Source organism: Streptomyces sp. NPDC091377 (assembly GCF_044757045.1).
Classification (GTDB): domain Bacteria; phylum Actinomycetota; class Actinomycetes; order Streptomycetales; family Streptomycetaceae; genus Streptomyces.
Genome location: NZ_JBIVUE010000004.1, coordinates 400,381 through 412,963 on the forward strand (window position 1 = coordinate 400,381; position 12,583 = coordinate 412,963).

At 72.5% G+C, this 12,583-nt stretch carries 11 protein-coding genes; 5 read left to right on the plus strand and 6 right to left on the minus strand.

Translation table 11 applies throughout. The features are described from left to right. Positions 1 to 48 precede the first annotated feature (48 nt). On the plus strand, positions 49 to 822 hold the full coding sequence (locus tag ACIQNG_RS12010; protein ID WP_401484293.1) for a fumarylacetoacetate hydrolase family protein: 774 nt from the start codon (positions 49 to 51) through the stop codon (positions 820 to 822). A 37-nt stretch (positions 823 to 859) separates the two neighbouring features. On the opposite strand, the gene ACIQNG_RS12015 is transcribed toward ACIQNG_RS12010, so the two are convergent. After that, complete coding sequence (locus ACIQNG_RS12015) at positions 860 to 1,291, minus strand: hypothetical protein (protein WP_401426168.1); 432 nt, start codon at positions 1,289 to 1,291, stop codon at positions 860 to 862. Between the two features lie 332 nt (positions 1,292 to 1,623). Then, positions 1,624 to 2,379, minus strand: a complete 756-nt coding sequence (locus ACIQNG_RS12020; RefSeq protein ID WP_401484296.1) for a DUF4232 domain-containing protein — start codon at positions 2,377 to 2,379, stop codon at positions 1,624 to 1,626. 187 nt (positions 2,380 to 2,566) lie between these two features. On the opposite strand from ACIQNG_RS12020, the gene ACIQNG_RS12025 reads away from it, so the two are divergent. After that, entirely contained in the window at positions 2,567 to 3,961 is a 1,395-nt protein-coding gene (locus tag ACIQNG_RS12025; protein ID WP_401484298.1) for a helix-turn-helix domain-containing protein, read from the plus strand. Positions 3,962 to 4,098: 137 nt separating this feature from the next. Here ACIQNG_RS12025 and ACIQNG_RS12030 read toward each other — a convergent pair whose 3' ends face one another. Further along, entirely contained in the window at positions 4,099 to 5,634 is a 1,536-nt protein-coding gene (locus ACIQNG_RS12030) for a PucR family transcriptional regulator (protein ID WP_401484300.1), read from the minus strand. Here ACIQNG_RS12030 and speB point away from each other — a divergent pair. Both speB and ACIQNG_RS12040 read left to right on the plus strand, forming a co-directional pair. Beyond that, entirely contained in the window at positions 5,591 to 6,496 is a 906-nt protein-coding gene (gene speB, locus ACIQNG_RS12035; protein ID WP_401484303.1) for an agmatinase, read from the plus strand. The two genes, ACIQNG_RS12030 and speB, sit on opposite strands and share 44 nt — an antisense overlap. Further along, positions 6,493 to 7,377 (plus strand): polysaccharide deacetylase, encoded by an 885-nt coding sequence (locus tag ACIQNG_RS12040; RefSeq protein WP_401484305.1) that lies wholly within the window; start codon positions 6,493 to 6,495, stop codon positions 7,375 to 7,377. The genes speB and ACIQNG_RS12040 overlap by 4 nt, the downstream gene beginning before the upstream one ends. On the opposite strand, the gene ACIQNG_RS12045 is transcribed toward ACIQNG_RS12040, so the two are convergent. From ACIQNG_RS12045 to ACIQNG_RS12055, 3 genes are all read right to left on the minus strand, one after another. Beyond that, positions 7,374 to 7,898 carry an Lrp/AsnC family transcriptional regulator gene (locus tag ACIQNG_RS12045; protein WP_401426180.1) on the minus strand — a complete coding sequence of 175 codons (525 nt, stop codon included), beginning with the start codon at positions 7,896 to 7,898 and terminating at the stop codon, positions 7,374 to 7,376. The two genes, ACIQNG_RS12040 and ACIQNG_RS12045, sit on opposite strands and share 4 nt — an antisense overlap. A 22-nt stretch (positions 7,899 to 7,920) precedes the next feature. Further along, the gene (locus tag ACIQNG_RS12050; protein ID WP_401426182.1) at positions 7,921 to 9,339 is read right to left on the minus strand and encodes an NAD(P)/FAD-dependent oxidoreductase; all 1,419 of its coding nucleotides are present in this window, start codon (positions 9,337 to 9,339) and stop codon (positions 7,921 to 7,923) included. Positions 9,340 to 9,444: 105 nt separating this feature from the next. After that, positions 9,445 to 10,884 carry an aldehyde dehydrogenase family protein gene (locus ACIQNG_RS12055; RefSeq protein WP_401426186.1) on the minus strand — a complete coding sequence of 480 codons (1,440 nt, stop codon included), beginning with the start codon at positions 10,882 to 10,884 and terminating at the stop codon, positions 9,445 to 9,447. Positions 10,885 to 11,038: 154 nt separating this feature from the next. Between ACIQNG_RS12055 and ACIQNG_RS12060 the strand changes: the two genes are divergently transcribed. After that, positions 11,039 to 12,538 carry an APC family permease gene (locus ACIQNG_RS12060; protein WP_401484307.1) on the plus strand — a complete coding sequence of 500 codons (1,500 nt, stop codon included), beginning with the start codon at positions 11,039 to 11,041 and terminating at the stop codon, positions 12,536 to 12,538. Positions 12,539 to 12,583 lie beyond the last annotated feature (45 nt).

Consider the following 12,583-nt stretch of genomic DNA (forward strand, 5'->3'; position numbering starts at 1 on the left):
TTCACGGAACGCCGTACCGTATCACGGCACAAGGGGAGAGAAGCTCCGATGCGAGTGGTCAGATACCGCAAGGACGGGCACACCGGCTACGGCGCGCTCGTCGGCAGCCAGGTCCACGACCTGGGCGACACCCTCCCCGCCGACGGTGACCGGCGCCCCGGCCCCCGGGTCGCCGCCCTGGACGAGGTGGAACTGCTCGCCCCCTGCGACCCCCGGGTCATCGTCTGCGCGGGCAGCAACTACGCCGGGCAACTGGCCGAGAAGGGCCGCCCGTGGCCGACCCAGCCCTCCCTCTTCCTCAAGGCCCCCAACGCCGTCGTGGGCCCGGGCGCCCCGGTGATCCACCCGACCGGGCTGCGCCGACTGGAGTACGAGGGTGAACTCGCCGTCGTCATCGGCCGCACCGCGAGCCAGGTGGCCGCCGCCGACTTCGCCGACCATGTCCTCGGCTACACCTGCGCCGACGACATCACCGCCGACGACTGGCGGGCCGACGGCCAGTGGACCCGCGCCAAGAGCGCCGACACCTTCTGCCCGCTCGGCCCCTGGATCGAGACGGACGTCCCCGACCCGGGCGCCCTGCGGCTGCGCACCCTCGTCAACGGCCGTACGGTCCAGGACGCCTCCACCGCCGACATGATCTTCGACGTCGGTCGGCTGCTCGCCCATGTCACCCGCTGGATCACCCTGCGCCCCGGCGATGTCCTGCTCACCGGCAGCCCCGGTGGGGTCGGCCGGCTGGTCCCCGGCGACACGGTGGAGATCCGGATCGAGGGCGTGGGCGCCCTGAACCACCCGGTGGAGATGAGTACGGCCCCCTGACCGGCGGGGCGCGCCGAAGCGGACCGCTCCCTCCCGGTCAGCGGCCCCGGTTCCGGAGGGCGCGCAGGGCGAGGGCCAAGCCGCCGCAGGCCGCTCCCCAGAGGATGTTGACGAGGAGCAGGGGAACGATCGCGTACGGCTTGGCGAGGGGGCCCTGGAGTTCGCCGGTCAGCAGCGGCGAGAGGATCGCGCTCAGCACGATCGTCGCGAGGGCGTAGCCGACGCCCGCCGCGATCAGGGTCAGCAGCGGCTCACGGTCCCGGCGCAGGCCCACCACCAGGATCCAGGTGAGCGAGACACCGGCGGTGAGCAGCAGCGGCGCGGCCGGTTTCCCGAGGGCGTCGCTGAGGCCGACGATCGAGAACAGGGGGCGGATCAGCGCGACCGCGGACAGGACGCCGACGAGGGTCCGGTTCACACCGCGCAACCGGTCGGACAGCGAGGCGGCGGGCCCGGGAGTGGTGTTCATGCGACCAGGCTCGGTGCCGGGCACCCGCCGCCGCGTCGCCCCCCGGCTGACACCTGTGTACGCCCCTGGTTGCGGTTCCGCGCCCCACGACTGCTACCGGGGTTGCGGCCGGCCGGCTGAGGGTGTGGCGAAGTGGTTGGCGAACTTCTTCCAGCAGACCTGGACGTTCGCCCCCCATCACCAGGTTCGGCCGGGCCGTGTCGCGGCCCTGTGCACTTCGACGCCAGAGCGCCCGGACCTCCGGCATCCGCGCCGAATCCACCGATCCAGTGATCGATTTGCGGACTGATGAACTGGATTTTCCCTGGCGCATACGAGACGCCCGCCGGGGGTCACCAGCTGAGGGCGGTGTCCATCTCCGTCTGCCAGTACGTCACCTTCAGGGAGTCGTCGATGTGGACGCCCCCGGCGGGCAGCGACGGGGTGGCTCCCTGGCCGACGCTCTCGCCGCCGGACCGGCCCTGGAAGTAGACGGTCAGGGAGTCCGCGGTGCGGCCGTCCCCGCCGCTGCCGTCGGCGGCGGACAGGCTGACCCCGGCGTATCCCGACTGGCCCGGGTCGAGAGAGACGACCGCCTGCGGCTTGGACTCCTCGATGACCGGCGGCACGGACTGGGCGTCGGTGAACCGGACCTGCGGGTAGTAGTACAGGGAGCAGCGCTTGCTGCCGGTGTTGGTGACGGTGAGCAGCATGTGGTTCACGGGGCGGTTGACGGGCGCGGCGACGGTCTTGGTGGTGGAGCCGTCGCAGACGACGTCCCGGGAGCCCTTCTTGCCGCCGCCCCGGCCCGCGCCGGACTTCGTGCCGCCCTGGGTGACGGTCCCGCCCTCGCCCTCCACGACCGAGTCCGACCCGGAGGACCCGGAGGAACCGGAGCCGGACGAGTCGGAGGAGCCAGAAGAACCAGAAGAACCGGAGGAGCCAGAAGAACCGGAGGAGCCGGACGTCTCGGGGCCGGAGGCGGCGGCCGAGGCGCCCATGTCCTTCACCCCCGTGCCGTCCCCGCACGCGGTGAGGGCGAGTGTGGCGAGGACGGCGGAGGCGGCGGCGGCGAGGAGACGGGTGCGGGAGGTACGGATTTCGGACATGGAGGGGAGCCCTTTCGCTGTTCGGGTGGCGGTGGTGCTTGGATGACCGGAGCTTGTCCGGTGATCCGTCCCAGCGGCCAGCCGTGCTGGGCAGTTGGGGACGCTGGAACGCTGGAACCGGCTCTGAGCTGGGGGAACACAGTGCCCCTGGAACGCTGGAACGGGATGTCGTGGAACGGAGGAACGGGTGCCAGGGGCCACAGGGGCCGGGGAGGCGGAAGAGTTCGCGGCGCTGCTGCGGCAGCTCAAGGACCGCTCGGGACTGAGCTACGGGGCGCTGGCCAAACGCCTCCACATGAGCACGTCGACGCTGCACCGCTACTGCAACGGCAGTGCCGTGCCGAACGAGTACGCGCCGGTCGAGCGCATCGCCCGGGTCTGCCGGGCGACCTCGCGGGAACGGGTGGAACTGCACCGCCACTGGATCCTGGCGGACGCGGCCCGTAAGCGCCGGGCGGAGCCACCGGTGGGCGCGGAGCGGACGGAACCGACGGAGCCCGCGCCGCCCACCGCGGGTCCGGACGAGGCCGCCCCGGCCGCCGCCGAGCCCCTCACCGCCCCGGAGCCCGACCCCGCCGGACCCGCCGAACCCGCCGGACCCGCAGACCCCTTGGTCGCGGATGTGCCCCGGCAGCCCGCCTCTTCCGGCTCCCGCCCCCGTATGCGCCGCCGTTCCACCCTCGTCGCCTCCGCCGTCACGGCCGTCGCCCTGCTCGCCGCCCTGGTGTTCGTCGTCCGGCCCGGGTCGGACGACGGCGGGAAGGACACGGCGGGCGGACCGGCGGCCGGTGCCACCGGGCAGGCCACCGACGACACCGGGCAGCCGTCCCCCACCCCGTCCCGGAGCGGCCGGAGCCGGTCACCGTCGGCGTCACCGTCCGCCACCGCGTCCGACGACCCGAAGGGCGGCGCCGGCGCGGCTCCCACCGCTGACGGCGACGACGGGGACGGCGGGGACGGCGGCGGGAGCGGTGACTCGGACGCCGTCCCGCTCACCGTCGGCACCCGCCCCTACGTCTACGACAGCCCGTGCAGCCAGCACTTCCTGGTGGACAGCGAGCCCGCGCAGATGGGCCCGCCCGCGAACGAGCAGGACGCCCCGCGCTGGGCGGCGGCCTACGGGGCGGTCTCCTCCGACGAGCAGCGGATCGCCCTCACGGTCCAGGGCACCGGCGCGGACACCGTCGTACTGGAGGACCTGCATGTCCGGGTCGTCTCCAAGGGGACGCCGCTGGCCTGGAACGACTACGCGATGGGCGTCGGCTGCGGCGGCGGCGTGGAGACCCGGTCGTTCCACGTCGACCTGGACGACGGCAGCCCCGCGGTCGCCGTCAAGAACGGCCAACGCGACTTCCCGTACAAGGTCAGCGAGTCCGATCCCGAGGTCTTCTACGTCACCGCCCGCACCGGGGCGCACGACGTCCGCTGGGACCTCACCCTGGACTGGTCCAGCGGGGACCGCCGCGGCACCCTCCACCTCGACAACTCCGGCACCCCCTTCCGCACCAGCGCGAACGTCTCCCGCCCCGGCTACGACTACCCACCGGGCGGCGGCGAGTGGATCGAGAGGATGGACGGCTGAAAGCCGAACCGACCAGATCGGACCAGATCGGACCAGGCCGGAACAGGTCGGAACAGGTCGGAACAGGTCGGAACAGACTGAACCGGCCGGACCAGGCCGGGTCGGATCGGACCAGGCCGGGTCGGACCGCGCCCAGTTCAGCTCAGTGACTCGCCGTGCAGCAGGGCGTACGCCTGGAACGCGATCCACAGTTCGGTGATGTCGGCGGTCTCCGCGAGGGTGCGGTCCGTGAGTTCCTCGACGCGCTGGACGCGGTACATCACCGTCTGCTTGTGGACGTTCAGCGCGGCGGCCGTGCGCTGCCAGGAACGCCGGTGGACCAGGAACGAGCGCAGGGTCCCGGTGAGTTCGGTGCCGTTGGCGCGGTCGTAGGACAGGAGGGGGCCGAGGACGCGTTCCACGATGGCGCGGGCCTCCTCCAGGCTGCGCAGCACGGTGAACGCGGTCTCGTCGCCGTAGCGGACCGGGCCGCCGCCGGACTGGCCGCGGGCGAGCGAGAGGGACCACACCGCCTCGTCCCTGGCCTCGGAGATCCGGTCGGGGGAGGTACGGGCGCTCAGCCCGGTCGGGGTGTGCGGGCCGAGCCGCCGCTGGACGACGGCCAGGTCACCGGGGTCGTCGCTGAGCAGGGCCATGAGGAGGTCCCCGCGGTTGAGCAGCAGATGGGCGACCCGGCGCCGGCTCAGGGTCAGATGCAGATCACGCTGCTCGGCGCTGTTCTCGTGCCGTACGGCGAGCAGGACCAGACGGTCGGGCGGCAGCCGGTGGGCGGCGAGTTCGCCGTGGGCGGCCTTGGCCTCGGCCCGGGAGTCCAGCAGTTGGGCGAGGAGTTCGGAGCCGAGCCGGCGTTCGTGTTCGCGGAGCATGCCCTGCTGGGCCGTCTCGACGGCGGCGGCCGTGGCCAGATGGTGCAGCAGGGAGGTGTCCGAGCCAGGCAGGCCGACGGTGACGAGGACGGTCGGTTCCTCGCCCGGCACCTCCACGGCCAGCACCTGCGGACCGCCCGGGAAGGGCACGTGCAGCACCCCGGGGATGTGCCCGTCGTGGTCGCTCACGGCGGCCAGCACGGCCCGCCGCAGCGCGGGGTCGGGGGCGGTGCCCGCCGGGTCGACCGGGTTCGCGGTCGCCGTGTCGAGCAGCAGCAGCCGGCAGCCCAGTTCCCGGCCGAGCCGGGCGGTGGGGGAATCGCCGGTGCGGGAGGCGAGGGAGTCGCGCAGGGCGCCGTAGATCTTCTCGATCTGGCCGAACCGGGCCGACGTCTCGCCGGTGTTGGCGTCGGCGACGGCCCGTGACACCGCCACGAAGCTCACCGAGTACGCCGCCCTGAGCACCGCCAGCGAGTGCCGGTCGGCCGCCGCGGCGAGGGCGTGGCTCAGTTCCGGGGTGTCCGGGTCCTCGCCGATCAGGATGCCGCTGGCGCCCGCCTCGGCGCAACGCTCGACCAGCGCCGCCTGCGCGCCGCCGGCCGCGGGGAGCGTACGGCCGTTGCGCATCAGCAGTTCGCCGCCCGCCATCCAGTCCCAGGGGCTGTCGAGGTCGGAGGCGTGCGCCCAGGACACCTCCCGGCCCAGTCCCGCGGCGCCCGAGAACAGGCTGAGCCGCAGGTGGGGGAGGTCGAGCACGGTCTGGATGGTGGCGGGCGTGGCGGGCACCTTCGCCCGGCTGCCCCGCATCGAGGACGTCCCCCGCCATGACGTCGCCGTCGCCGGGATCCCGTTCGACGCCGGGGTCACCTATCGGCCCGGCGCCCGATTCGGTCCCTCCGCGATCCGGGAGGCGTCCCGCCTCCTGCGCCCCTACCACCCCCGACTCGACGTCATGCCGTTCCGGGACCAGCAGGTCGTGGACGCCGGTGACCTGCCCTGCAACCCCTTCGACATCGCCGCGGCCAGCGAGGAGATCGAGGCGGCGGCGTACGCGCTGATCCGCGACGGGGCCCGGCTGGTCTCCCTCGGCGGCGACCACACCGTCGCCTACCCCCTGCTGCGCGCCATGCACCGCGTCCACGGCCCGGTCGCCCTGGTCCACTTCGACGCCCATCTCGACACCTGGGACACCTACTTCGACGCGCCCCTCACCCACGGCACGCCCTTCCGCCGCGCCGCCGAGGAGGGCCTCTTCCTCCCGGGCGCCAGCGCCCACGTCGGCATCCGCGGCTCGCTCTACGACCCCGACGACCTCACCGCCGACGCCGCACTGGGCTTCACCGTCGTCCACTGCGCCGACCTGGAGCACCTCACCGTGACCGACGTGGTGCGCCGGCTGCGGGCCAGGATCGGCGACGCGCCGCTGTACCTCTCCGTCGACATCGACGTCCTGGACCCCGCCCACGCCCCCGCCACCGGCACGCCCGAGGCCGGTGGCCTCACCAGCAGGGAACTCCTCGGTATCGTGCGCGGCATGAAGGGCCTGAATCTCGTCGGCGCCGATGTGGTCGAGGTCTCCCCGGCCTACGACCACGCCGACATCACCAGCGTCGCCGCCGCCAACCTCGCCTACGAGTTCGTCTCCCTGTGCGCCAAGGCCCCCCGATGAGCCCGGCGCCCCGGCCGGCGGAGCCGGTCGACTGGCCCGAGGGCCGCCGGGCCGCCGCCGCCTTCACCTTCGACCTCGACGCCGAGTCCGCCGTCCTGTACGAACACCCCACCGCCCGGCACCGCATGTCGGTGATGACCCACCAGTCCTACGGCCCGCTCGTCGGCGTCCCCCGGCTGCTGCGGCTCCTCGAACGACAGGACGTGCGGGCCACGTTCTTCGTCCCCGGCTGGACCGCCCTGCACCACCCCGACGCCGTACGGGCCGTCGTCGCGGCCGGGCACGAGATCGGCCACCACGGCTATCTCCACGAGCCGCCCACCGGGCTCGCCCCCGGCACCGAGGCCGAGTACCTCGACCGCGGCCTGGACGCCCTGGAGCGGGTCGCGGGCGTCCGGCCCGTCGGCTACCGGGCCCCGATGTGGGAACTCTCGTACCACACGCCCGGACTGCTGGCGGAGCGCGGATTCCTCTACGACTCCAGCCTCATGGACGCCGACGTCCCCTACGAACTCGCCGTCCCCGACCGGGACTCCTCGCTCGTGGAGATCCCCGTCCAGTGGGCGCTGGACGACTGGGAGCAGTACTGCTACCTGCCCGGCATCTCCGGCAGCGGGCTGATCGAGAGCCCGCGCAAGGTACGGGAGCTGTGGTCCCTGGAGTTCCGGGCGCTGCGCGCCGAGGGCGGCTGCTTCGTCCTGACCAACCACCCGTTCCTCTCCGGCCGCCCCTCCCGGGCCGCGGCCCTGGAGGAACTGATCGAGGAGGTCACCGGCACCGGTGACACCTGGGTCGCCCCGCTGGCCGACCTCGCCCGCCACGTCCGGTCGCTGGACCTGCCCCCCAGAACCCTGACCCCGCCGGACCCGGACCGTCCCTAAGGGGTCTCCGCGCCTTCGCGGCCGTCCAGCAGCAGGGTCTCCACCTCGCCCACGCCCCATCCGTAGGCCATCTTGTGGACCTCCAGGACGAAGAAGGACTCGGTCGAGATGACGCCCTCCATGACGTGCATACGCTCATTGACCAGATCGGTGAAGTGGTCGGTGTCCCGGCAGATGACCTCCGCCATCACGTCGTACTGACCGGCCGTCATGATGACGTAGGAGGTCTCCGGCAGTTCCCGCAGCCGTCGGCAGACCTCCCGTGTCATTCCGGGTCTGACCTTGAGGCCGATCATCGCGAACCGGTCGAAGCCGATCGTCAGTGGATTGGCGATGCCGACGATCTGGAGCACGCCGTTCTCCTCCAGCCGCTGCACCCGGTAGCGGACCGAGGAGGCGGGGATGCCGAGGTCCTCGGCGATCTGGCTGTAGGGGCGTCTGCCGTCGGCCTGGAGGATGGCGATGATGCGCCGGTCGATGTCGTCGAGCGGATGGCCGCCCTGGTGTGCCGTGGAACCCATGTGCCCATCATTCCTTGCCGCGTCAGGAGTCGAAGCCGAGGCCCAGCCGGTCCAGGGTGCGCAGCCACAGATCGCGTACGCCGCGCTCGTCCTCGCGGGCCAGGGAGCGGCGGGTGGCCTGGATGCCGAGCCAGCGCACCGGCTCCGGCGGGAAGGGCACGGGCGGGCGGCGGATCATCGCGGGCCGGGTCGCCTCGGTGCGCCGGCCGGCCAGCAGGTCCAGGGTGACCTGGGCGCCGTAGCGGGTGGCGCCGACGCCGAGGCCGGTGAAGCCGAGGGCGTAGCCGATCCGGCCGCCGGCCGCCGTACCGGCGAACATGCAGAAGCGGGTGGTGGAGTCGATGATGCCGCCCCAGGCGTGCGAGAACGGCACGTCGGCGAGGGGCGGGAAGGTCTCGGCGAACTGCCGGGCGAGGGTCTCGAAGCTCTCGGCGCGCTGGGTGAGCGCGTCGTCGGTGCGGCTGCCGTAGTGGTAGACGGCGTCGTAGCCGCCCCACAGGATGCGGTGGTCGTCGGTCTTGCGGAGGTAGTGGAACTGGTTGCCCGCGTCCGTGATGCCGTGGTCGCCGCGCCAGCCGATCGCGCCGAGCTGATCGTCCGTCAGCGGCTCGGTCACCAGGGCGTAGTCGTAGACGGGGACCATGGAGAGGGAGAGCCGGCGCAGCAGCGGCCGGTAGATGTTGGTGGCCAGCGCGACCTTCCCGGCCCTGACCTCGGCGTACGGGGTGCGCAGCCGGACCGGGCCCCGGGCGCGGGTGTCGAGCGAGTGGACCTCGGTGTGCTCGGCGATCCGCACCCCCTGCTCCAGACAGGCCCGGCGCAGTCCCCACACCAGCCGGGCCGGGTCCAGCAGGGCGTAGTCGGGGCTCCACAGCCCGGCGGACCACAGCGGTGAGTCGACGTAGTCGCGGACCTGGTCGCGGTCGAGGAGGGTGGCGGGTTCGCCGTGGCGGTGGGCCAGTTCGGCGGCCTCGCCGAGCGCGCGGGCCTGCCAGTCGGTCGCGGCGACGGTCACCTTGCCGGTGCGGGCGAAGCCGCAGTCGATGCCGTACGTCTCCAGGTCCCGTTCGAACGCGTCGAAGTTGGCGGCGCCGAGCCGCTGGAGCGAGGCGATCTCGTCGGGCCAGCGGGCGGCGCCGTTGGCGAGTCCGTGGGTGAGGGAGGGGGAGCAGAAGCCGCCGTTGCGTCCGCTGGCGGCGTGTCCGCAGGTCTTCTGCTCCAGCAGCAGCACATCGAGCCGGGGGAAGCGCCGCTTGGCGAGCAGCGCGGTCCACAGCCCGGTGTAGCCGCCGCCGACCACCGCCAGGTCGCAGGCGGTGTCCTCGGTGAGTCTGGGCAGTGCCCCGGGGCTCTCGGGCCGGTCGAGCCAGTACGGCGCGGGCGCCGCGTGGCGCAGTCGGCTGCGGGGGTCCGGACGCGAGGTCTCGGGGGCGGAGGTCATGGGCTCCTCACTGCGGGTGGGGGAGAGTGGCCGGACGGGGGTGCGGGGGCGTGGCCGGGTGCCGGGCACGCCCCCTGGGGGAGGGGACCGCGGAGGTCAGAGGCTTCAGAGGCTGATGACGCCGGTGCGGGTGTCGGTCATGTCCATCAGGGTCCACTTGCCGCCGATCCGGCCCCAGCCGGTGCCGCGGGCGCCCGCGCCGCCGAACGGCATGTTGATGTCCCACCAGTTGTTGGACTCGTTGACGATGACCTGGCCCACCTCCATCTCCTCGATGAAGCGGAAGGCGGACTTCATGCTGCGGGTGAAGACGGCGCCCTGGAGGCCGAGGGCGTCGTCGTTGGCGATGCGCAGCAGGTCGTCCTCGTCGCGGCCGGTGATGATGGGGACGACCGGCCCGAAGGACTCCTCCTTGGAGAGCAGGCTGTCCTCGGGCACCTGGTCCACCACGGTGAACTCGTAGTAGAGGTCGGTGGGCATCCCGCTGCGGCGGCCACCGCCGGTCAGGATGCGGGCGCCGCGCTCCCGGGCGTCGGCCATGTGCCGGTCCATCTTGGCGGCGACGCCCTCGTTGTTGAGCGGGCCGAGCACGGTCTTGTCGTCGAAGGGGTCGCCGAGCCGGATCCGCTCCGCCTCGCGCAGCACGGCCTCCACGAAGGCGTCGTGGACCTCGGTGTGGACCACGACCCGCTCGGTGGCACAGCACACCTGACCGGCACACGGGTAGGCGCCGTCGACGGCGGCCTTGGCGGCGGCGGCGATGTCGGCGTCGGCGAGGACGACGAGCGGGCCGTTGCCGGAGCACTCCATCAGGGAGCGCTTCAGCCCGGCCGCGGCGGTGATCTTCGCGCCGGTCGCGGAGGAGCCGATGAAGCCGATGGCGTGGATGCCGGGGTGCCGGACCAGGGCGTCGCCGAACGCGCCGTCGCCGGGCAGGATGTTCACCAGACCGGCCGGGAGCCCGGCGGCGGCGACCGCCTCCATCGCCTTGAGGACGGTCAGCGGGGTGTTGGCCGGCGGCTTGACGACCAGCGCGTTGCCGGTGGCCAGACCGGGGGCGGCGAACTCCGCGAACATCAGCAGCGGGAAGTTCCACGGGGTGATGACCCCCCAGGTGCCGACCGGCCGGTGGAAGGTGAACATCTTCTTGGTGTTGTCGCGGGAGAGCAGGGTCTCGCCGTTGAGGCGGACCGCGTCCTCGGCGTGCAGCCGGAAGAGCTGGGCCGCCTCGGTGACGTCGGCGACCGACTCGGCGAGCGGCTTGCCCTGCTCAAGGGTCTGGAGCCGGGCCAACTCGTCCCGGCGCGCGTCGAGTTCGTCGGCGATGCGGTGACAGGCCGCCGCCCGGTCCCACATGTTCACCCCGGCCCACTCTCGCTGTGCGCGGTGCGCGGCCTCGACCGCCGCGTCCAGATCGGCCGCGGTGGGCAGCGGGAAGGATCCGACGCGCTCGCCGGTGGCGGGGCTGATCACATCGGCGGTCTGTGAACCGGCGCCGCTCGTGTAAGCGCCATTGATGAAGAGCTGCTGCTCTGCGGTGGTCATGAGGTGGTGCTCCTCCGTCCGTTGCGACGTCTACGGCTGATGATTCATCGGCAAGTTTGGAACGTCAAGACTCACGGATCCGCAAAGTAAAAGCTTTCTGATTGCTCATGCGTGCATCTTGACCCGGAAATTTCGCCGGACTTATAAGAGCCGCATGAGCACCTCAGCGAATGACAGCACCGCAGCGAAGGACAGCGCCTCGGCGCAGGACAGCACCGCAGCGCAGGACAGACCCGGGCCGGGCGCCCTGTCCCCGGCACCCACCGCGACGGACCCGTCCGCCGCCGGGCCCGCGCTGGCCAAGAAGATCCGCTGGTACGACGGCTTCGCCATGTCGCTGACCATGCCCGCGGCCCTGATCGCCTCCCTCGGCGCGTCCATCGGCGGCCTCGGCGCCTGGGGCGCGATCGCCCTGTGGGCGGCGTCGATGGTCCTGGCGACCGCCACCAACTGGATCTACACCGAACTCGCCGCGATGTTCCCGAACTCCTCCGGCGGCATCGCGGCCTACGCCGCCGAGGGCTGGCGCACCCGGGCCCCCGTCGTCGGCCCGATCGCGAGCGTCGGCTACTGGTTCCCGTGGACCACCGCGCTGGCCGTCTACGCGGGCATCATCGGCTCGTTCGTCCAGGCCCAGTGGTTCCCCGGCCAGGACTGGTCCGTCACCCTCGGCCCGGCCGAACTGAGCTTCCCCATCGTGGTGGGGCTCGCGGTCATCCTGCTGCTGTTCGGCGCCACCATGATGGGCCTGCACGTGGCGATGTGGCTGGTCTACGTCACCGGCGGCGCGCTGCTCGTCCCGCTGGTGGTCTTCATCGTCATGCCGTTCCTCAGCGGCGACTGGACCTCCGCCGGCCTGCACTGGAACCTGCCGGACGGGTTCGGCGGGGTGCGCGAGGCCCTGGTCTGGCTCTACGTGATGGCCTGGACGTCGTTCGGCGTCGAGGTCTGCGCGACCTTCGCCCCCGAGTACAAGGACACGGTCAAGGACACCTCACGCGCGCTGCGCGCCGGGGTCCTGTTCTGCCTGGGCGTCTTCATCCTGCTGCCGCTGGCCCTGTCGGGACATGTCGGCGAGGCGGCCATCGCGGCCGACCCCACCACCTTCTACGTCGGCGCCTTCCAGGACCTGGTGGGCGGCGCCGCCGACCTCATGGTCGTCTTCCTCATCGCGTCCCTGCTGCTCATCATGATCACCGGCCTGGCCGACGGCTCCCGGGTCCTGTACGAGATGGGCCGCCAGGGCCACACCGTCCGCCAGATGGGCGTCCTGAACCGCCGCGGCGTCCCGGCCCGCGCCCTGCTGGTCGCCCTGGTCCTCAACGTCGTCGTCCTGACGGTCCTGAAGACCCCGCTGGCCATCATCGTCACCGGCAACCTCGGCTACATCCTCACCCACGTCCTGGCCATCTCCGGCTTCCTCCTGCTGCGCCGGGACCGCCCCGACGCCCCGCGCCCCATCCGGCTGCCCGGCTTCTTCGTCCCGCTGGCCCGGTTCCTGACCGTCCTGCTCACCCTCATCCTCGTCGTCGGCGCCACCGGCTTCTCCATCACCGGCTACGGCGGCTACAAGGAACTCTCCATCGCGCTGGGAGTGCTGGCGGTCTCGGTCCTGCTGTGGCTCTACCGCAGGAAGGTCCAGGACCGCGCGTGACGGAAGTCCGGTCCAGACCTGCCGGGGGAGGAGGCACGCCTGGAC

What these genes read in the sequence shown, in the direction of transcription:
- ACIQNG_RS12010 (WP_401484293.1), top strand. Translation starts at nt 49, where the DNA reads ATGCGAGTGGTCAGATACCGCAAGGACGGGCACACCGGCTACGGCGCG.
- ACIQNG_RS12015 (WP_401426168.1), bottom strand. Translation starts at nt 1,291, where the DNA reads ATGAACACCACTCCCGGGCCCGCCGCCTCGCTGTCCGACCGGTTGCGC.
- ACIQNG_RS12020 (WP_401484296.1), bottom strand. Translation starts at nt 2,379, where the DNA reads ATGTCCGAAATCCGTACCTCCCGCACCCGTCTCCTCGCCGCCGCCGCC.
- speB (WP_401484303.1), top strand. Translation starts at nt 5,591, where the DNA reads ATGGTGGCGGGCGTGGCGGGCACCTTCGCCCGGCTGCCCCGCATCGAG.
- ACIQNG_RS12030 (WP_401484300.1), bottom strand. Translation starts at nt 5,634, where the DNA reads ATGCGGGGCAGCCGGGCGAAGGTGCCCGCCACGCCCGCCACCATCCAG.
- ACIQNG_RS12040 (WP_401484305.1), top strand. Translation starts at nt 6,493, where the DNA reads ATGAGCCCGGCGCCCCGGCCGGCGGAGCCGGTCGACTGGCCCGAGGGC.
- ACIQNG_RS12045 (WP_401426180.1), bottom strand. Translation starts at nt 7,898, where the DNA reads ATGGGTTCCACGGCACACCAGGGCGGCCATCCGCTCGACGACATCGAC.
- ACIQNG_RS12050 (WP_401426182.1), bottom strand. Translation starts at nt 9,339, where the DNA reads ATGACCTCCGCCCCCGAGACCTCGCGTCCGGACCCCCGCAGCCGACTG.
- ACIQNG_RS12055 (WP_401426186.1), bottom strand. Translation starts at nt 10,884, where the DNA reads ATGACCACCGCAGAGCAGCAGCTCTTCATCAATGGCGCTTACACGAGC.
- ACIQNG_RS12060 (WP_401484307.1), top strand. Translation starts at nt 11,039, where the DNA reads ATGAGCACCTCAGCGAATGACAGCACCGCAGCGAAGGACAGCGCCTCG.